This window comes from Kitasatospora sp. NPDC057692 (assembly GCF_042799475.1).
GTDB lineage: Bacteria > Actinomycetota > Actinomycetes > Streptomycetales > Streptomycetaceae > Kitasatospora.
Map to the genome: position 1 here is coordinate 18,550 of NZ_JBHVIV010000047.1, position 18,736 is coordinate 37,285.

Genomic DNA, 18,736 nt, shown 5'->3' on the forward strand with positions numbered 1-18,736 from the left:
TCACGCCAGCTTGATGACGAAGGAATGCCCTTCCACCTCGGCGTCAGAAACGGCGTCGAGCCGCTGTTTGACGGAATTCAGGACGGTCACCTCGTCCTCGGTGAGCCGGGACAGCACGTCCCGCTGCTCCAGGGTCAGCAGGTCGACCGGGTTGCCCGCCTGCCGGAGGGCGGCGAGGGCGTCGAATGTCATGTTCCCCTCCTTCTCGGATGCCAGATCATCATCACCGCCGCCCGGGGGCCCGTCCATGAGACCTTTGGGCCAGGAATCGCCCTCGGCCTGCGGCGCGGGGACGGAGGCGGCGAGAATCAGCGCGAGAAGTCCGGCCTGCAGTCTTGACCGGAGTCCCAGTTTCGCCAGAATGGCCGTGACGAACCGTTTGACCGTGCGTTCACTGACATGGAGTTCGCAGGCTATCGAGCGGTTGTCGTATCCGAGGCCCAGCAGGTGCAGCACGGCGCGCTCGCGCGGGGTCAGCGCCCCGGCCAGCGGCAGCGCGGCCGCCGCCGGCAGCGGCGACCGTCCCGGCAGGCGGGGCGTTCCGCACGCCGGACACACCGGATCCCCACCACCCATCGACAGGATCCCCCCTCCGGCGGCACATGACTGCGGTGCCCTCATGCTGACGCCCGCACCGGGCACCGGCAAGAGGGCGGACGTGCCCGGAGCATGCCATCTTCGCGCCGGCGCCGCGGTGTTGGCCCCGGCGGCTGCCGCGGTGTCGGTCCCGGTGGCTAGGGTGCGGGGCATGTCTTCACTGATCACCGCCATCACCGAGCACGCCGAGGCCGCCGACTTCCTCTCCTGGCCGGGGGACTTCGACCTCGACCGCACCGAGCACGTCGAGGAGGTCCATCTCGCGTCGGGGGCGGCGCTGGAGGGCTTCGCCGCGGACGGCGCCGGGGGCAGCTTCTTCTTCTGCGGGGACGGCGGCGAGGAGCGTCCGATCCTCTACGCCGACTCCGAGGGCCAGGCGGGCCTGGTCGCGATCGGGCTGCCGGAGCTGCTGCGGCTGCTGCTGGTCGTGCCCTGGTGGCGGGACTGCCCGGGGTTCTCCGCGGCGGAGAGCACCGCGGCGGCCGCCGTGCACCTGGCGGACCTGCCCGATCTGGCGGAGCGGCGGGACCGGGCGGCCGCGGCACTCGGCCTCGTGCTGCCGTCCGAGGCCGAGGCGCTGGCCCGGCTGCGCGAGGTCGCCCTGGGCCCGGTCGCCTCCGAGTTCGTCCTGGTCTTCACCCCGGAGGACACGCCCTACGAGTCGCTCTTCACCGACTGACGGCGGGCCACCGCTCCCGTCAGCGCCGGTCCGCCTCCGGGGCGGCGTCCGCGAGCGCCGCCAGCACCGGGCGGATCAGCGGGTGCCCGTCGGCACCGGCCCGGACGGCGGCGAAGACGCGGCGGGTGGCGAGGGCGCTGTCGACGGGGCGGACGGCGACCCGGGCCAGGTCCACGCCGAGCAGCGCCGAGCGCGGCACCAGCGCCACCCCCGCACCCGCGGAGGCCAGGGCGACGACGGCGCGGAAGTCGTCGGAGGAGTGCACCAGGCGCGGCTGGAACCCGGCGTGCTCGCAGGCCAGAAGCACCACGTCGTGGCAGGGGTTGCCCGGGTAGGGGCCGATCCACGGCTCGCCGGCGAGGTCGGCCACCGCGATCGGGCCCTCACCGGCGGCCAGCGGGTGGGCGAGCGGCAGCACCGCCTCGAACGGTTCCGCGTAGAGCGGGACGCGCGTGAGGCGGGCGTCGTCGGCACGCGGGGCGCCCCGGTACTCGACCGCGACGGCGAGGTCGGCGCGCCCGTCGAGCACCATCGGCAGGCTGGCGTCGCCCTCCGCGTCGAGCACCTTGAGCCGGACGCCGGGGGCGCGGGCGGCCAGGGTGCCGATGGCCGGGGCGAGGACGAGGGAGATGCCGGTGGCGAAGGAGGCGACGGTGACCTCGCCGGCGACGCCCGCGCTGTAGGCGGCGAGGTCGGCCTCGGCGCGTTCGAGCTGGGCGAGCACGGCGTCGGCGTGGCCGAGGAGGATCTCGCCGGCGGCGGTGAGCCGCACGCCCCGGCCCTCGCGGGCCAGCAGGTGGTGGCCGGTCTCCTGCTCCAGCGCGGCGAGCTGCTGCGAGACGGCGGAGGGGGTGAGGTAGAGCGCGGCCGCCGCGGCGGTCACCGTCCGGTGGTCCGCCACCGCTCGCAGGGTCCGCAGCCGTCTCGCGTCGATCACAGGCCAATTCTGCCAGCGTCCGCGGGGCGGCCGGGGCGGGGGTGACGAAACGGTGAAGGAGAGGCGGCCGGAGCGGGAAGTCGGAGCGGGAAGTCGGCCGGTCCGACGTCCTGCTCCGGCGGGCCGCCCGTCCGGACCGCTCCGGTCTACTCCGGCGGGCCGCGGGGCGGGGCCTCGCGGTGGGCGAGGGTGTCCAGGGCGGGGCGGTCCGCCGGAGACGGGGCCCCGGTCGGCGGCCCGGGCGGGGCGGGGCCGCGGTCGCCCACCAGGCGGCCGGTCAGCAGGAACTCCACCAGACAGCCGGCGAGCAGCACCGCCGCACCGCCGACCGCGTCCAGCACCCAGTGGTTGGCGGTGGCGACCACGACCAGGAAGGTCGCCACCGGGTAGAGCACCGCCGCGCCGCGCAGCCACGGCGACCGGGCGGTGGTGAACACCACCAGCGCGCACCAGCCGGCCCAGCCGATGTGCAGCGAGGGCATCGCCGCGTACTGGTTGGTGAGCGCCGTCAGCGCGCCGAGCGGGGCCTCGCCGGGGGTGCCGACCGGCTCCTCGTGCAGGCCGGTCCCGGGCACCAGCCGGGGCGGCGCGAGCGGGTAGCCCCAGAAGCCGAGCAGCGCCAGGCCGGTGGCGGCGAACAGCACGGTGCGGGCGGTGCGGTAGCGGGCGGGGTGGCGGGCGTAGAGCCAGACCAGCACGGCCAGCGGGACGGTGATGTGCAGCACCCGGTAGTACTCCTGCGCGAGGTCGCGCAGCCAGTCGCCGGCCCGCAGCGCCCAGCCGTTGAGGGCGGGTTCGATGTCGAGGCGGAGGGCCTGCTCCAGGCGGTAGAGGCGGCGGGCGTGGTCGGTGGCGACGGCGACCCGGTTCGGGGCGGCGTTGCGGATGAAGGAGTAGACGCCGTAGCCGACCTGGATGAGCAGGAGTTCCAGCACGGGGTTGGGCCGGGAGAGCGGACGCAGCCGGGCGGGCAGCAGCGGGAAGCGCGGCGGGCCCAGGTGTCGGAGCGGGCCGGTGCGCCGGGGCGGCGGCGGGCCGGGGATGCGGTGCAGCCGCCAGTGCGGGTCGGCTCGGTGGCGGAACGGCAGGACGGTGGCCGCGGCGAGCGCGACCAGGGCGGGGGCGTGGCGCAGCAGCAGACTGCTGACCGGCTCGATGCCGGGGTCGAGGAGGGTGGCGGGCAGCAGGGCGACGGTGACGGCGATCACCGGCCACAGGGCGCGGTCCTCGGGGCGGCGGCCGAGGCGGCCGGTGGCGGCGAGCAGCAGCCAGCCGAGGTCGGCGGGGCCGCCGCCGGGGGCGACGACCGCGGTGGCGCAGCCGAGGACGCCGGCCCCGAGCAGCGGCTGGCCGTCGGCGGTGAGGGTGCGGGCGCGGCGCAGGGCGGGCAGCGCGACGGCGGCGGCCACCACGAGCCAGACGGCGGCCGGCGGCGGGCCGTGCAGTCCGGGCACCGTCCGGTCCGTGAGGCCGGTGAACCCGTGCCGGAGGCGGAGGGCGAGGAACCCGGCGGCGCCGACGGCGAGTGCGGTCAGCGCGGCGCGGGTGCGCAGCAGGGGCGCGAAGAGCAGCGCGGCGGGCTGCAGGGCGGCGGCCGCGCCGAGCGCGAGCCCGGCCGTACGGCGGGGCAGCACCTCCAGCAGCACCAGCGCGATGACGGCCACGCCGATGACCGCGTCGGCGGGGCGGCCGCGCAGCTCGGCACTGACCAGCACGGCGGCCGCGCCGAGCGGTGCGACGGCGGCGGGCGCGGGAAGCCCGGGCGGCGGGCGGCGGGCGACGAGCCCGCCGGCCAGCGCGACGGCGGCGGGCGCGGCGAGCAGCAGGGCGGCGGTCCGCGGAGCGTGATGCGGACCGGAGGCGTCGGCGAGGGTGGTCCAGGTGACCGCACCGCAGGCCGTCAGCGCCGCGATCCAGCAGACCACGGCGAGCCCGCGCGGAGCCGCACCCGCCATTCCGCTCCTCTCGCCCGGCTCGCCCCTCCCCCCTTCCCGCCGACTCTCGGCGCCCGCCCGCCCGCCCGCACCCCGGACGGCGCCGAGCGGGTGGCCCTCCCCCGCCGCCCCGCCCGGGCGGCTCCCGCGCAGGCGGCACGGGGAACCCCGGAAACCGCGAACGGGAGTGGGAGGTCGGACGGGCCGACTTCCCACTCCCGTCACGGGAGGGTGGGGCAGGTGGTTCTTGGGTGCCGTGCGGTGGAGGCGGGCCGGTCCGGCCTCCACCGCACGGCGGTCGGCGAGCCCGTGGCGCGTCCGGTTCCGAGCGGACGCGCCACGGGCGTTCGGGGAGGGCGGCTACTCGCCCAGCGCGGCGCGCGCGTCGACGAAGGCGGCCACGGCGCGCTCGACGTCCTCGGTGGTGTGCGCGGCGGAGAGCTGCACGCGGATCCGGGCCTGGCCGTGCGGCACGACCGGGTACGAGAAGCCGATCACGTAGACGCCGCGCTCCAGCAGCAGTTCGGCGAGGCGGCCGGCCTTGGCGGCGTCGCCGATCATCACCGGGGCGATCGCGTGGTCGCCCGGCAGGATCTCGAAGCCCGCCTCGGTCATCTTCGAACGGAACAGCGCCGTGTTGGCCGCCAGCCGCTCGCGCAGCTCGTTCGACTGCTCGACCAGGTCCAGCACCTTCAGCGAGGCGGCCGCGATCACCGGCGCCAGCGAGTTCGAGAACAGGTACGGCCGCGACCGCTGGCGCAGCAGCGCCACGATCTCACGGCGCGCGGCCACGTAGCCGCCGGAGGCGCCGCCGAGCGCCTTGCCCAGGGTGCCGGTGATGATGTCGACGCGGTCCATCACGCCGTGCAGCTCGGGGGTGCCGCGCCCGTGCGCGCCGACGAAGCCGACGGCGTGCGAGTCGTCGACCATCACCATGGCGTTGTAGCGGTCGGCGAGGTCGCAGATCTCGCGCAGCGGGGCGACGTAGCCGTCCATGGAGAAGACGCCGTCGGTGACGATCAGGCGGCGGCGGGCGTCCTGGCTCTCCTTGAGCTGCTGCTCCAGGTCGGCGAGGTCGCGGTTGGCGTAGCGGTGGCGGCGGGCCTTGCACAGGCGGATGCCGTCGATGATGCTCGCGTGGTTGAGGGCGTCGGAGATGACGGCGTCGCGCTCGTCGAGCAGGGTCTCGAAGACGCCGCCGTTGGCGTCGAAGCAGGAGGAGTAGAGGATCGTGTCCTCTTGGCCGAGGAACGCGGAGAGGCGCTCCTCCAGCTCCTTGTGCACGTCCTGGGTGCCGCAGATGAAGCGCACGGACGCCATGCCGTAGCCCCAGCGGTCGAGGGCGTCCTTGGCGGCGGCGATCACGTCGGGGTGGTCGGCGAGGCCCAGGTAGTTGTTGGCGCAGAAGTTGAGCACCTCGCCGGGGGTGCCGCCGGCGGTGACGGTGACGGCGGCGCTCTGCGGGCTGCCGATGACCCGCTCCGGCTTGAAGAGGCCGGCCTCGCGGATCTCGTCGAGGGTGGCGGCGAGGTCGTCGCGCACGGTGTCGAACACAGCTGCTCCTAAGCGGGGTGGCAACGGGGGTGGCGAGGGTGGTGACGCGGGGGGATCAGGCGGTCCAGTCGAGGATGACCTTGCCGCAGCGGCCGCTCGCCGCCTCGTCGAAGGCGGCCTCGAAGTCGGCGGCGGGGTACCGGCCGGTGATCACGGGGCTGAGGTCGAGGCCGCCCTCCAGCAGGACGGACATCGCGTACCAGGTCTCGAACATCTCGCGGCCGTAGATGCCCTTGATGGTGAGCATGGAGGTGACGACGGAGGCCCAGTCGATCGGGAACTGCTCGGCGGGCAGGCCGAGCATGGCGATCTTGCCGCCGTGGGTCATGTTGGCGATCATCGACTGCAGCGCCTCGGGGCGGCCGGACATCTCCAGGCCGACGTCGAAGCCCTCGCGCAGGCCGAGCTTCTGCTGGCCCTCCTCGATGGTGTGCTCGGAGACGTCGAGGGCCAGCGAGACGCCGACCTTGCGGGCGAGGTCGAGGCGGTAGGGCGAGACGTCGGTGATCATCACGTGACGGGCGCCGGCGTGCTTGGCGACGGCGGCGGCCATGATGCCGATCGGCCCGGCGCCGGTGACCAGCACGTCCTCGCCGACCAGCGGGAAGGACAGCGCGGTGTGCACGGCGTTGCCGAAGGGGTCGAAGATCGCGGCGACGTCGAGGTCGACGGGAACGCGGTGGACCCAGACGTTGGAGGCGGGCAGGGCGACGTACTCCGCGAAGGCGCCGTCGCGGTTGACGCCGAGGCCGACGGTGTTGCGGCACAGGTGGCGGCGGCCCGCCAGGCAGTTGCGGCACTTGCCGCAGACCAGGTGGCCCTCGCCGCTGACCAGGTCGCCGACCGCGATGTCCGCGACGCCGGCGCCGATCTCGGCGACCTCGCCGACGAACTCGTGGCCGAGGACGAGCGGGGTCTTGATGGTCTGCTGGGCCCAGCCGTCCCACTTGCGGATGTGCAGGTCGGTGCCGCAGATGCCGGTGCGCAGCACCTTGATGAGGACCTCGCCGGGGCCGATCACCGGGGTGGGGACGTCCATCAGCCAGAGTCCGGGCTCGGCGTTCTGCTTGACGAGTGCCTTCACGGCGGTGGCTCCTGACGCACGGTGGGGGCGGCCTGGTGTGGGCAGGCCGACGGGGCCCGGTGGCGGCGGCCCCAGGGGCCGACGGGTCCTGGCGGGGCCAGGGCCTGGCGGGGCCGGTTCCGGCGTCCGCATTCCGGGCAGGCAGAAATCTGCCTGGTGGGAGGGGGTGCGGTCCATCGAGGAATTCTTAAGGGCCGCGACAGCTCGGCTAAACGATCGTGCCCGAGCTGGGGTCGGGGACCGTCGCGGCGTGCCGGTCGGCACTCCGACGGCGCAGCGTACGGGGGCGCGTCGGGGACGTGCGGGCGCCGCCCGGACGGCCGCGCGCCCCCCGGTGCCGTCCGGTGCCGTCCGGTGCCGTCCGGTGGCACGGCGGTCAGTCGCGGCGGGCGGCGACGGTGTGCGCGAGGGCGGCCGCGGCGGTGAGGAGGGCGGCGGCGAGCATCAGCAGCAGCGCGGTGGAGGCCAGCAGGTCCGCCGAGCGGTCGTGGGTGGAGAGCCGGGTGAGCAGGAGGTTGACCGGGGGCAGGCCCTTGCTCACGGTGAGCGCGAGGAGCAGGGCGAGGGCGAGCAGCAGGCCGTGGCCGCGCCGGCGGACCAGCGGCGGGGAGGCGAGCAGGCCGACGGCGGTGCCGGTGAGGGCGCAGGTGAGCTGGGCCTCGGTGCCGAGCAGCAGGTCCGCGGCGGTCGGGCTGTGGGAGCCGACCAGCAGCGGCAGGGCGAGGCCGAGGGCGGTGAGGGGCAGGCAGCCGAGGAGGGCGGTGAGGACGGTGCCGGTGAGCAGCCGCAGCCGGCCTCCGGCGGCGGCGGTGAGCAGCGCACGGTGCGGCCGGTCCTCCAGGCCGGTGAGCGCCATGGTGAGCCAGGTGGCGGCGAGCAGCATCGCGGCCGCGGCGGCGCCGTGGGCGGCGGTGAGCGGGCCGGTGTCGTCGCTGGTGAGGATGGCGACCAGGGCGGTGAACAGGAGCAGCGGGGCGAGGTGGCGCTGGGAGAGCAGGAGGGTGGTGAGCCGGTAGCGGACGAGGGCGGTCATCGGCGGGCGGTCCTCGCTGCGGGTTCGGCGGCGGGTTCGGGTACGGGCGGCGCCGTGGGGCGGGTGACGGCGCGGACGGACCAGCGGTGGCGCAGCGCGGTGAGCAGGACGGCGTCGGCGTGCGCCTGGTCGACCCGCAGGTGGAGTTCGGGGCCGCGGCGGGTGAGGGCGAGGACGCCGGGCAGCTCCCGCCAGTCGGGGGCGTCCGGGGCCGCTGCGTCGGGGGCCGCTGCGTCAGGCGCCGTTGCGTCAGGGGCCGGGGCGTCGGGGGCGGGCCCGGCGAGGACGAGCTCGGCGGGCGGCACGGCGGCGCCCGGGCCGGGGGCGGCGCGCGCGGTCACCCGGCCGTCGGCGATCGCGCGGACGGCGGTGGCGTGGGCCTCGGCGAGGGCTTCGCGGTGGTCGGTGAAGACCACGCTGCCGCCCTCGGCGGCGGTCTCGGCGATGAGTTCGGCGAGGACGGTGTGCGCGGAGGCGTCGAGGCCGGACCAGGGCTCGTCGAGCACCAGCAGGTCGGGCGGCACGAGCAGGGCCTGGGCGAGCGCGACCTTCTGGGCGTTGCCCTTGGAGAGGGTGCGCAGCGCGGCGTCGGGGCCGCCGACCAGGGCGAGCCGGTCGAGGAGCTGTCCGGCCCGGCGGCGGGCGGCGGCGGTGGACAGGCCCCGGATGCGGCCGAGGTGGGTGAGGTAGGCGGCGGCGGTGAGGCGTTCATGGGCGGTGAACCGGTCGGGGACGTAGCCGACGGCGGCCCGGCGGGTGGTGGCGGGGCCGGTCAGGCGGCCGGTGGTGGGGCGGGTGAGGCCGGCCAGGATCCGCAGCAGGGTGGACTTGCCCGAGCCGTTGGCCCCGAGGACGGCGAGGACCTCGCCGGGGGCGAGCCGCAGGTCGACCTCGCGCAGGATCCAGGGTCCGCGTCCGTAGCGCTTGCCGACGGCTTCGCAGTGCAGCACCTCGGTGTTCCCCTCCCGTCCGGTCCGGCGGTGCGCACCCTATCCGGGCGCGGGTAGGGAGCGGGTAACGGCGGTGGCGCGAGCGGGGTTGGGGCGGGTGGCTGACGGGTGGGTCCGTTCGGTCCAGCCGCCGGCCGGTGGGCGCGCGGGGCACGGCGGGCGCGCATACGGTGGCGATCGCTCCCCCTTTGCGGGCCCGTGGAGCGCTGCTCCGGGCCCGTCCGGCCCAGAGAGGCGCCCCGAAGATGACGAACCGTGTGACGGCCCGAGCCACCACTGCCCGGCGGCGGCCCCCGACCCGGCCGGCTCCGCCGGTGCTGCTGCTGGTCCTGGCCGGGCTGCTGGCCGCCGCCGGGTGTTCGGGCGGCTCGCCTGCGGAGCAGCCGGCGGCCGGGGCGGTGACGGCCGCACCGGCGGCGCTGAGCCCGACCGCCACGTCCACCGGCCCGAGCACGACGGCGAGCCCCTCGCCGACGACGGCCTCTCCTCCGGGCACCGCCCCGAGCGGCACCACCCTGCCGTTGACCTCCGAGGTGACGGCGCGGCTGGACGCGGCGATCGGGCGGGTGCTGACGGAGGCGTCGGTGCCGGGGGTGATCGTCAGCCTGTCGACGCCGCAGGGCGACTACCTGAAGGCCTTCGGGGTGTCCGAGCGGGTGCCGGGCACGGCGATGGTGACCGGGCTCAACATGCGGATCGGCAGCGAGACGAAGACGTTCACGGTCACCGGTGTGCTGCGCCTGGTGGACCAGGGCAAGGTGGGGCTGGACGACCCGATCGACAAGTACGTGGCGGGCGTGCCGAACGGCGGGCGGATCACCCTGCGGCAGTTGGCGAACATGCGCAGCGGCCTGTTCCCGTACACCCGGGACGAGGACTTCGTGCACGACCTCCAGGCGGACCCGCAGCGGTCGTTCACGCCCGACCAGTTGCTCGCGTACGCGTTCCGGCATCCGGTGGACTTCGCTCCGGGCGCGGAGTTCGAGTACTCCAACACCAACACCGTGCTGCTGGGTCTGGTGATCGAGAAGGTGGACGGGCGGCCGCTCGGGGAGTTCCTGAAGAAGGAGGTCTTCGAGCCGGCGGACCTGGGCCGCACGGTGTTCCCGACGGACAGCGCGTTCCCGCAGCCGCACGCGCGCGGCTACACCAACCAGACGGCCGACGGGACGATCCAGGACGCCACGGACTGGAACCCGTCGTGGGGCTGGGCGGCGGGGGCGGCGATCTCGGACCGGACGGACATGACGAAGTGGGCGAAGGCGCTGGCCACCGGGTCGCTGCTGAAGCCGCAGACGCAGGCGCAGCGGCTGGAGCCGCAGCCGTCGACGGTGCCGGGGACCTGGTACGGGCTGGGGGTGTTCGAGAACCACGGGTGGATCGGGCACAACGGTTCGCTGCCGGGCTACCAGACGGTGGTGGTGTACCTGCCGTCGGCGCAGGCGTCGCTGGTGGTGCTGCTGAACACGGATGTGGAGTACCGGGGTTCGGCGCCGTCGACGCTGTTCGCGAAGGCGATCACGGAGGTCGTCTCGCCGTCGAACGTCTACGACCTGCCGGCCGCTCCGGTGGACGCGGACGAGCCGGAGGAGTCGCCGTCCGGGGTGCCGTCGGGCTCCCCGTCGGGGGCGCCGTCAGGCTCGCCGTCGAACTCGCCGTCGAACTCGCCGTCGACGAAGGTGTCCTCGTCGGTGACGCCGCCCGGGCAGGCGTCCTGACGCCGCCCGCCGGCCCGGCGCGGGCGGCCGGACCAGCCTCAGCCGCCGAGCACCCGGGCCAGGTCGTAGGAGACCGGCTCCTCCAGCTGGGCGTAGGTGCAGCCGGCGGGCGTGCGGTCGGGGCGCCAGCGGCGGAACTGGGCGGTGTGCCGGAAGCGGGTGCCCTCCATGTGGTCGTAGGCGACCTCAAGGACGCGCTCGGGGCGCAGCGGGACCCAGGAGAGGTCCTTGCCGCCGGTCCAGCGGCTGGTGGCGCCGGGCAGCCGGGCCTCGGCGTGGGCGGCCTCGTCGGCCCAGGCGCCCCAGGGGTGGGCGGCGAGGTCGGTGGTGCGCAGCGGGGCGAGTTCCTCGGCGAGTTCGCGGCGGCGGGCCATGGAGAAGGCGGCGCAGACGCCGACGTGCTGGAGGCGGCCCTCGGCGTCGTGGAGGCCGAGGAGCAGGGAGCCGATGACGGGGCCGCTCTTGTGCTCGCGGTAGCCGGCCACGACGCAGTCGGCGGTGCGCTCGTGCTTGATCTTGTACATGGCGCGTTCGCCGGGCCGGTAGGGCTGGTCGAGGGGTTTGGCGACGATGCCGTCGAGGCCGGCGCCCTCGTACTGGGCGAACCAGGTCTGCGCGAGGTCGCGGTCGGTGGTGGCGGGGGCGGTGAAGACGGGGTCGGCGGCGTCTGCGAGGGCGGTCTCCAGGGCGCGGCGGCGGGCGCCGAGGGGCTGGTCGAGGAGGGTTTCGTCGCCGAGGGCGAGCAGGTCGAAGGCGACGAAGGAGGCGGGGGTGCGTTCGGCCAGGAGCCCGACGCGGCTGGCGGCGGGGTGGATGCGTTCGAGGAGTTCCTCGAAGCGCAGCCGGCCGTCGCGGGCGATGACGATCTCGCCGTCGAGGACGCAGCGCCCGGGGGTCTCGCGGCGCAGGGCCTCGACGAGCTCGGGGAAGTAGCGGGTGAGGGGCTTGCCGGTGCGGCTGCCGAGTTCGACCTCGTCGCCGTCGCGGAAGACGATGGTGCGGAAGCCGTCCCATTTGGCCTCGTACTGCATGCCGGCCGGGATCTTCGCGACGGACTTGGCGAGCATCGGGGCGACGGGCGGCATGACGGGCAGGTCCATGGTCCCGATCCTCGCGCCGAACGCTCCGGGGCGCGCGGCGGACGGGGCGGTCTTAGCGTGGGGGGATGGGCTCTGCCGTGGAACTGGATGTCGCCGGGCGCACCGTCCGGCTGTCGAACCCGGACAAGGTGTACTTCCCGGAGCGCGGGTTCACGAAGCTGGACGTCGCGGAGTACTACCTGGCGGTGGCGGAGGGGGTGCTGCGCGGGCTGCGGGACCGGCCGACGACACTGCAGCGGTTCCCGGACGGGGTGGAGGGCGAGTTCTTCTACCAGAAGCGGGCGCCGAAGGGCCTGCCGGAGTGGCTGCCGACGGCGCGGATCGCCTTTCCGAGCGGCCGGTCGGCGGACGAGATCTGTCCGACGGAGCCGGCGGCGGTGCTGTGGGCGGCGAACCTGGGGTGTCTGACCTTCCACCCGTGGCCGGTGCGGCGCGCGGACACCGATCATGTGGACGAGCTGCGGATCGACCTCGATCCGCAGCCGGGCACGGACTTCCGGGACGCGGTGCGGGCGGCGCACGAGCTGCGGGCGGTGCTGGAGGAGCAGGGGCTGCGGGGGTGGCCGAAGACCTCGGGCGGGCGCGGGCTGCACGTGTACGTTCCGCTGGTGGCGGAGTGGTCGTTCACCGACGGGCGGCACGCGGTGATCGCGCTGGGCCGGGAGCTGGAGCGGCGGCTGCCGGGGCGGGTGACGACGGCGTGGTGGAAGGAGGAGCGCGGGGAGCGGATCTTCGTGGACTACAACCAGATGGCGCGGGACCGCACGATCGCCTCGGCGTACTCGCTGCGGGCGCGGCCGCGGGCGACGGCGTCCGCGCCGCTGCGCTGGGAGGAGCTGGACGACGCGCTGCCGGAGGACTTCGACCTGCGGACGCTGCCGGCCCGGTTCGCGGAGCTGGGGGACGTGCACGCGGCGATGGAGGAGGAGCGGTTCCGGCTGGAGGGGCTGCTGGAGCTGTACGAGCGGCAGGTCGCGGAGGGCGCGCACGGCGAGCTGCCCTATCCGCCGGACCACCCGAAGGCGGCGGGCGAGCCGACCCGGGTGCAGCCGAGCCGGGCACGGAAGAAGGCCTGACGGGACGCCACTAGGCTGGACGCCCACGAAGCATGACGGAGGGGTGGGCGCGCGGTGGTGGCACGGGGACTGCGGGAGGTTCTGGCGGACGCGGCGGGCGGGGTGTTCCCGCCGGCGGACGGGTCGGTGACGGTGCTGGCGCAGCCGTCGCCGCGCGACGCGGGGGTGGTGGCGTTCTCCGCGCACGCGGTGGTGTTCACGGACGAGGATCCGGCGTGGGTGCGGGCAGCGCTGGCGGCGGCGCCGGGCGATCCGCTGGCGGCGCCGCTGAGTCCGCCGTTCCTGGCCGCGTTCGCCGACCGGACGGGGCGGCTGAACGGCACCATCGACCTGCTGACGGTGGCGGACCGGCTGCCGGGCGCGCCCGCGCTGGAGGTCGCGGAGGTCGGGGACCGGGAGCATCCGCGGGTGGTGCGGGCGCGGTGCTACCGCGAGGACGTCCGGGTGTTCGAGGCGGACGGCGGGCGCGGCGTGCTGGTGCTGGGGCGCGGGGTGGCGGGGCGCTGGGAGTGCGCGATCGAGGTGGACGAGGCGGCGCGCGGGCGCGGCCTGGGGCGGGCGCTGGCGCTTGCCGCCCGGCACCTGGTGCCGGAGGGCGAGCGGGTGTGGTCGCAGCAGGCGCCGGGGAACGCGACCAGCGTGCGGGCCTTCCAGGCGGCGGGCTACCGGCCGGTGGGGGCCGAGACGCTGCTGGTGGTCGCGTGAACACGCCGGTGGCCGTGCCCGAGGAGGCGCGGGAGCGGTTGGTGCTGCGGTTCGGGCCGGAGGCGCGGGCGTGGTGCGCGGAGCTGCCGGGGCAGGTGGCCGCGCTGGCCGGCCGCTGGGGCCTGGCGGTGCGGGCGGCGGGCGGCGGCGGTACGTCGCGGGTGTTCCGCTGCGAGCGGCTCGCGGACGGCGCGGCGGTGTGGCTGAAGCTGACGCCGGACCCGGCCGTGGCCGGGCAGGAGGAGGCGGCGCTGCGGGCGTGGCGGGGCGTGCCGTCGGTGGTGCGGCTGCTGGCGGCCGACGCCGGGTCGGGTGCGCTGCTGCTCTCGGACGTCGCACCGGGGACGACGCTGCGCGAGCGCGGTTGGCGGCCGGCGGAGGTGGCGGGGATGCTGGGCGCGCTGCGCTCGGTGCCGGTGGACGGGGCGGCGCTGCCGCCGCTGGCGGAGCGGCTGGACTTCCTGTTCGAGCTGACCGCCCGCCGCGCTCCCGGGGTGCCGACGGCCGGTGCGCGGGCGCTGGCCCGGGAGCTGACCGGGGCCGGTGCCCCGGTGGCGCTGGTGCACGGCGACCTGCACCCGGCGAACGTGCTGCTCGGCCCGGACGGCCCGGTGGCGATCGACCCGCGGGCGTGCCTGGGCGACCCGGACTTCGACCTGGTCGACTGGGCGCTGGACGGCGTCGCCGACCGGGTGGCGCTGGCGGCCCGGATCGGCGGGCTGACGGCGCTGGTCCCGGGCGCGGACGCCGAGCGGGTGCTGGCCTGGTGCCGGGCGACGGCGGTGGTGGTCGCCGCGCCGCGGCTGGCCGCCGGCCGCCGGGACGCGGGGACGCTGTTCCTGCGGGACCTCGCGGGGCTGTGACGGGCGACGGCCGACGGCCGGCCTAGGAGACCGCGAAGGCGAAGCAGGCGCAGACGGCCATGAGCAGGAGGACGAGGACCGTGCCGGCGGTCAGCTTGAACGGGCCGCCGGGCGGGCGTCCGAGGGCCGTGGCGGACAGCAGCGCGCCCACCGGGAGCGCCGCGACGCCCGCCAGCAGGAGGCCGAGCACCCGGGCCGTCGCCCGCGCCCCGATCTCGTGGCAGCGCCCGTCGGCGCAGCGCACCTCGATCTCGCCGAGCCGGCCGGTCGGGTCCGCTTCGATGGTGCAGCAGCGGACGGGCTCGCCGCCGTCCGGGGTGAAGCGGCCGCAGCGGCCCGCCGGCCGTTCGTCGGGCGGCGGGCAGTCCTCGCGCAGGAACCGGCCGTGCACGCCCGCGCCGCCGGTCGACTCGGCGAGCCGCGGAGCGGCGAGGGTGACGTCGACGGCGGCGAACACCACCAGGACGAGCGCGCAGAGGCCCGCGGCGAGCCGTGCGGCGCCCCGCCGTAACCGGGACCGGGTGGGCCCGCTCACGCCCCGGCGGTCCCGTCCACCGGGGCGGTGGCGGCGATGATCCTTACCGCCCGGGCGATCTGATCGTCCGTCAGGTCGCCGCGGGCGGTCAGCCGCAGGCGCGAGACGCCGTCGGGGACGGACGGGGGGCGGAAGCAGCCGACGGCGAGGCCGGCCCGGCGGCAGTCGGCGGCCCAGGCGACGGCGGCCTCGGGGCCGGGCGCGCGCACGGAGACGACGGCGGCGTCGGGAGTGGAGGCGGGCAGGCCGGCGGCGCTGAGACGGGCGGCGAGGGCGCGGGCGACCTCGCGGGCACGGTCGGCGCGGTGGGGTTCGGCGCGCAGCAGGCGCAGGGCGCCGAGGGCCGCACCGGCGGCGGCGGGGGCGAGGCCGGTGTCGAAGATGAAGGTGCGGGCGGTCTCGGTGAGGTGCCGGACGACCCGGCGCGGGCCGAGGACGGCGCCGCCCTGGGAGCCGAGGGACTTGGAGAGGGTGACGGTGGTGACGACGTCGGGCGCCCCGGCGAGTCCGGCGGCGGCGGTGGCGCCGGTGCCGCCGGGACCGAGGACTCCGAGGCCGTGGGCGTCGTCGACGAGCAGCGCGGCGCCGTACCGGCGGGCGGCGGCAGCGAGTCCGGCGAGCGGGGCGGCGTTGCCGTCGACGGAGAAGACGGAGTCGGTGACCACCAGGGCGCGGCGGTGGTCGCGCCCGGCGAGGATGCCGGCGACGGCGGCCGGGTCGCCGTGCGGGGCGCGGTGGACGTCGGCGCGGGCGAGGCGGCAGCCGTCGATCAGCGAGGCGTGGTTGTAGGCGTCGGAGACGATCAGGGTGTCGGGGTCGGTGAGCGCGGTGAGCGCGGCCAGGTTGGCGGTGTAGCCGGAGGAGAAGACCAGCGCGGCCTCGGCCCCGCAGAAGGCGGCGAGCTCCTCCTCCAGTTCGGTGTGCAGCGCCGTGGTGCCGGTGACCAGCCGGGAGCCGGTGGCGCCGGCGCCCCAGCGCAGCGCGGCGTCGGCGGCGGCCCGGGTCACGGCGGGGTGGCGGGTGAGCCCGAGGTAGTCGTTGCCCGCGAGGTCGAGCACGGGGTCCTCGGCGGGCCGGCTGCGCAGGGTGCGGGTGAGCCCCGCACGGGCCCGCTGCCCGGCGCTCTCGTCGAGCCAGTCGAACACGGCGGCGGGATCGGCGGCGGTGCGGTCCCCGCCGGCCTCGGGCGCCTCGAACACGCTGCGGTTGACCATGCCCGGCACTCTGGCACGCCCCCGACGGCCCGGGCAATGTGCGCCGTGGCACACGCCCGGACGGAGCGGCGCGGCGGCGCCACTTGCACGGTTCCCGGATGACGGCCTCGGCAGCGCCGCCGGCGGCACCCGGCCCGCCCCGGTGTGCGGATCGCCGAGCGGGCGCCCGTGGTGGCGGGGTAGCTTTGCCGGGGGTGGCGGCGAGCAGGCAAGATAGCCGGGTGACCCTCCTTGATCTGATGCCGAAGCCCGCCACGCCCGACGCGCTGTACGAGACGTTCGCCGCCTGGACGGAGGAGCGCGGGATCTCGCTGTACCCGGCGCAGGAGGAGGCGCTGATCGAGCTGGTCTCGGGGAACAACGTGGTCCTGGCGACGCCGACCGGCTCGGGCAAGAGCCTGGTGGCGGCCGGTGCGCACTTCGCCGCGCTGGCGGCGGGGCAGCGGACGTTCTACACGGCGCCGATCAAGGCCCTGGTGTCGGAGAAGTTCTTCGACCTGGTGAAGATCTTCGGCACCGAGCAGGTCGGCATGATGACGGGCGACGCGTCGGTGAACCCGACGGCGCCGATCATCTGCTGCACCGCGGAGGTGCTGGCGCAGATCGCGCTGCGCGACGGGGTCCGGGCGGACATCGGCCAGGTGGTCATGGACGAGTTCCACTTCTACGCGGAGCCGGACCGCGGCTGGGCCTGGCAGATCCCGCTGCTGGAGCTGCCGCAGGCGCAGTTCCTGCTGATGTCGGCGACGCTGGGTGACGTGCGGCGGTTCGAGGAGGACCTGACCCGGCGCACCGGTCGGCCGACGACGGTGGTGCGCAACGCGACGCGTCCGGTGCCGCTGTTCTACGAGTACCGGCGCACCACCCTGCACGACACGCTGGAGGAGCTGCTGCAGACCGGCCAGGCGCCGGTGTACGTGGTCCACTTCACGCAGAAGGAGGCGGTGGAGCGGGCGCAGTCGCTGATGAGCATCAACATGTGCTCGAAGGCGGAGAAGGACGCCATCGCCGAGCTGATCGGCAACTTCCGCTTCACCACCAAGTTCGGCCGCAACCTGTCGCGCTTCGTGCGCCACGGGATCGGCGTGCACCACGCGGGCATGCTGCCGAAGTACCGGCGGCTGGTCGAACGCCTCGCCCAGGCGGGCCTGTTGAAGGTGATCTGCGGGACGGACACGCTGGGCGTGGGCGTCAACGTGCCGATCCGCACGGTGCTGTTCACGGCGCTGTCCAAGTACGACGGCCAGCGGGTGCGGATCCTGCGGGCGCGCGAGTTCCACCAGATCGCCGGGCGCGCCGGGCGGGCCGGGTTCGACACCGTCGGCCAGGTGGTGGCGCAGGCGCCCGAGCACGTCATCGAGAACGACAAGGCCGTCGCCAAGGCGGGCGACGACCCGAAGAAGAAGCGCAAGATCGTCCGCAAGAAGGCGCCGGAGGGCTTCGTCGGCTGGTCCGAGGAGACCTTCGAGAAGCTGATCGCCGCCGACCCGGAGCCGCTGGTCTCCCGGTTCAAGGTGAGCCACGCGATGCTGCTGTCGGTGATCGGCCGGCCCGGCAACGCCTTCGAGGCGATGCGCAAGCTGCTCACCGACAACCACGAGGACCGTGCCGCGCAGCGCCGGCACATCCGCACCGCGATCGCCATCTACCGCTCGCTGCTGGAGGGCGGTGTGGTGGAGCGGCTGCCGGAGCCGGACGCCGAGGGCCGGATCGTGCGCCTGACCCTGGACCTCCAGGAGAACTTCGCGCTCAACCAGCCGCTGTCCACCTTCGCGCTGGCCGCCTTCGAGCTGCTGGACCCGACCTCGCCGTCGTACGCGATGGACGTGGTGTCGGTGGTCGAGGCGACCCTGGACGACCCGCGCCAGATCCTCGCCGCGCAGCAGAACAAGGCGCGCGGCGAGGCCGTCGGCGAGATGAAGCGCGACGGCGTCGAGTACGAGGAGCGCATGGAGCGGCTCCAGGAGATCACCTACCCGAAGCCGCTGGAGGAGCTGCTCACCCACGCGTACGAGGTGTACCGGCGGGCGCACCCGTGGATCGGCGACCACCAGCTGCAGCCGAAGTCGGTGGTGCGGGACCTGTACGAGCGGGCGATGACCTTCACGGACTACGTCGGCCACTACGAGCTGGCGCGCACCGAGGGCATCGTGCTGCGCTACCTCGCGGGCGCGTACAAGGCGCTGGAGCAGACCGTCCCCGAGGACGTGAAGACCGACGACCTGAAGGACGTCATCGCCTGGCTCGGCGAGCTGGTCCGCCAGGTCGACTCCAGCCTGCTGGACGAGTGGGAGCAGCTGGCCAACCCGACCGAGCCGCAGGCCGCCGAGGTGGCGCTGGACGACAAGCCGGCGCCGGTCACGGCGAACGCGCGGGCGTTCCGGGTGCTGGTGCGCAACGAGATGTTCCGCCGGGTGGAGCTGTGCGCGCTGGAGCACTACGACGAGCTCGGCGCGCTGGACGGCGAGTACGGCTGGGACGCCGACCGCTGGGCGGACGCCATGGACGGGTACTGGGAGGAGTACGACGACCTGGGCACCGGTCCGGACGCGCGCGGCCCGAAGATGCTGATCATCGAGCAGGAGGACTCGGCCTGGCGGGTCCGGCAGATCTTCGACGACCCGGAGGACGACCACGACTGGGGCATCAGCGCCGAGGTCGACCTCTACGGCTCGGACGAGGAGGGCCGCGCGGTGCTGCGGGTCACGGCCGTGGACCGGCTGGGCGGCTGACGGTCCGTCCGCGGACGTGCCGCGG

General features: G+C 75.5%; 16 protein-coding genes. 6 read left to right on the forward strand and 10 right to left on the reverse strand.

Annotated features, from left to right (window positions below):
• The gene (locus tag ACFVFS_RS24670; RefSeq protein ID WP_380626856.1) at positions 1–576 is read right to left on the reverse strand and encodes a helix-turn-helix transcriptional regulator; all 576 of its coding nucleotides are present in this window, start codon (positions 574–576) and stop codon (positions 1–3) included.
• Between the two features lie 172 nt (positions 577–748).
• On the opposite strand from ACFVFS_RS24670, the gene ACFVFS_RS24675 reads away from it, so the two are divergent.
• On the forward strand, positions 749–1,276 hold the full coding sequence (locus ACFVFS_RS24675) for a hypothetical protein (protein ID WP_380626857.1): 528 nt from the start codon (positions 749–751) through the stop codon (positions 1,274–1,276).
• A gap of 19 nt (positions 1,277–1,295) precedes the next feature.
• Here ACFVFS_RS24675 and ACFVFS_RS24680 read toward each other — a convergent pair whose 3' ends face one another.
• The 6 genes from ACFVFS_RS24680 to ACFVFS_RS24705 all read right to left on the reverse strand — a co-directional run bounded on the left by ACFVFS_RS24680 (position 1,296) and on the right by ACFVFS_RS24705 (position 8,765).
• Positions 1,296–2,213, reverse strand: coding sequence for a LysR family transcriptional regulator (locus tag ACFVFS_RS24680; protein WP_380626858.1), 918 nt, complete (start codon positions 2,211–2,213; stop codon positions 1,296–1,298).
• Between the two features lie 146 nt (positions 2,214–2,359).
• The gene (locus ACFVFS_RS24685) at positions 2,360–4,168 is read right to left on the reverse strand and encodes a phosphatase PAP2 family protein (RefSeq protein ID WP_380626859.1); all 1,809 of its coding nucleotides are present in this window, start codon (positions 4,166–4,168) and stop codon (positions 2,360–2,362) included.
• Between the two features lie 339 nt (positions 4,169–4,507).
• Positions 4,508–5,701 (reverse strand): glycine C-acetyltransferase, encoded by a 1,194-nt coding sequence (locus ACFVFS_RS24690; RefSeq protein WP_380626860.1) that lies wholly within the window; start codon positions 5,699–5,701, stop codon positions 4,508–4,510.
• Positions 5,702–5,756: 55 nt separating this feature from the next.
• Positions 5,757–6,785 carry an L-threonine 3-dehydrogenase gene (gene tdh / locus ACFVFS_RS24695; protein WP_380626861.1) on the reverse strand — a complete coding sequence of 343 codons (1,029 nt, stop codon included), beginning with the start codon at positions 6,783–6,785 and terminating at the stop codon, positions 5,757–5,759.
• A 376-nt stretch (positions 6,786–7,161) separates the two neighbouring features.
• Positions 7,162–7,818, reverse strand: a complete 657-nt coding sequence (locus ACFVFS_RS24700) for a hypothetical protein (protein ID WP_380626862.1) — start codon at positions 7,816–7,818, stop codon at positions 7,162–7,164.
• Positions 7,815–8,765 carry an ATP-binding cassette domain-containing protein gene (locus tag ACFVFS_RS24705; protein ID WP_380626898.1) on the reverse strand — a complete coding sequence of 317 codons (951 nt, stop codon included), beginning with the start codon at positions 8,763–8,765 and terminating at the stop codon, positions 7,815–7,817. The genes ACFVFS_RS24700 and ACFVFS_RS24705 overlap by 4 nt, the downstream gene beginning before the upstream one ends.
• Before the next feature lie 248 nt (positions 8,766–9,013).
• On the opposite strand from ACFVFS_RS24705, the gene ACFVFS_RS24710 reads away from it, so the two are divergent.
• Positions 9,014–10,486, forward strand: a complete 1,473-nt coding sequence (locus tag ACFVFS_RS24710; RefSeq protein WP_380626863.1) for a serine hydrolase domain-containing protein — start codon at positions 9,014–9,016, stop codon at positions 10,484–10,486.
• 38 nt (positions 10,487–10,524) lie between these two features.
• Here ACFVFS_RS24710 and ACFVFS_RS24715 read toward each other — a convergent pair whose 3' ends face one another.
• The gene (locus ACFVFS_RS24715) at positions 10,525–11,586 is read right to left on the reverse strand and encodes an ATP-dependent DNA ligase (protein WP_380626864.1); all 1,062 of its coding nucleotides are present in this window, start codon (positions 11,584–11,586) and stop codon (positions 10,525–10,527) included.
• A 65-nt stretch (positions 11,587–11,651) separates the two neighbouring features.
• On the opposite strand from ACFVFS_RS24715, the gene ligD reads away from it, so the two are divergent.
• Genes ligD through ACFVFS_RS24730 form a run of 3 tightly spaced genes read left to right on the forward strand, consistent with a single transcriptional unit; the run spans position 11,652 to position 14,230 of the window.
• Positions 11,652–12,662 carry a non-homologous end-joining DNA ligase gene (gene ligD, locus ACFVFS_RS24720; RefSeq protein ID WP_380626865.1) on the forward strand — a complete coding sequence of 337 codons (1,011 nt, stop codon included), beginning with the start codon at positions 11,652–11,654 and terminating at the stop codon, positions 12,660–12,662.
• A gap of 57 nt (positions 12,663–12,719) precedes the next feature.
• Positions 12,720–13,367: a GNAT family N-acetyltransferase gene (locus tag ACFVFS_RS24725; protein ID WP_380626899.1), complete on the forward strand. Its 648-nt coding sequence runs from the start codon at positions 12,720–12,722 to the stop codon at positions 13,365–13,367.
• Positions 13,364–14,230 (forward strand): aminoglycoside phosphotransferase family protein, encoded by an 867-nt coding sequence (locus ACFVFS_RS24730; RefSeq protein WP_380626866.1) that lies wholly within the window; start codon positions 13,364–13,366, stop codon positions 14,228–14,230. The genes ACFVFS_RS24725 and ACFVFS_RS24730 overlap by 4 nt, the downstream gene beginning before the upstream one ends.
• A 22-nt stretch (positions 14,231–14,252) precedes the next feature.
• Here the strand turns inward: ACFVFS_RS24730 and ACFVFS_RS24735 are convergent, their stop codons facing one another.
• Both ACFVFS_RS24735 and ACFVFS_RS24740 read right to left on the reverse strand, forming a co-directional pair.
• A complete protein-coding gene (locus tag ACFVFS_RS24735; protein WP_380626867.1) occupies positions 14,253–14,765 on the reverse strand; it encodes a hypothetical protein in 513 nt (170 codons plus the stop codon).
• Positions 14,762–15,979 carry an 8-amino-7-oxononanoate synthase gene (locus ACFVFS_RS24740; protein WP_380626868.1) on the reverse strand — a complete coding sequence of 406 codons (1,218 nt, stop codon included), beginning with the start codon at positions 15,977–15,979 and terminating at the stop codon, positions 14,762–14,764. Before ACFVFS_RS24740 ends, ACFVFS_RS24735 begins: the two co-directional genes overlap by 4 nt.
• A gap of 239 nt (positions 15,980–16,218) precedes the next feature.
• Between ACFVFS_RS24740 and ACFVFS_RS24745 the strand changes: the two genes are divergently transcribed.
• Entirely contained in the window at positions 16,219–18,711 is a 2,493-nt protein-coding gene (locus tag ACFVFS_RS24745; protein WP_380626900.1) for a DEAD/DEAH box helicase, read from the forward strand.
• Positions 18,712–18,736: the final 25 nt, after the last annotated feature.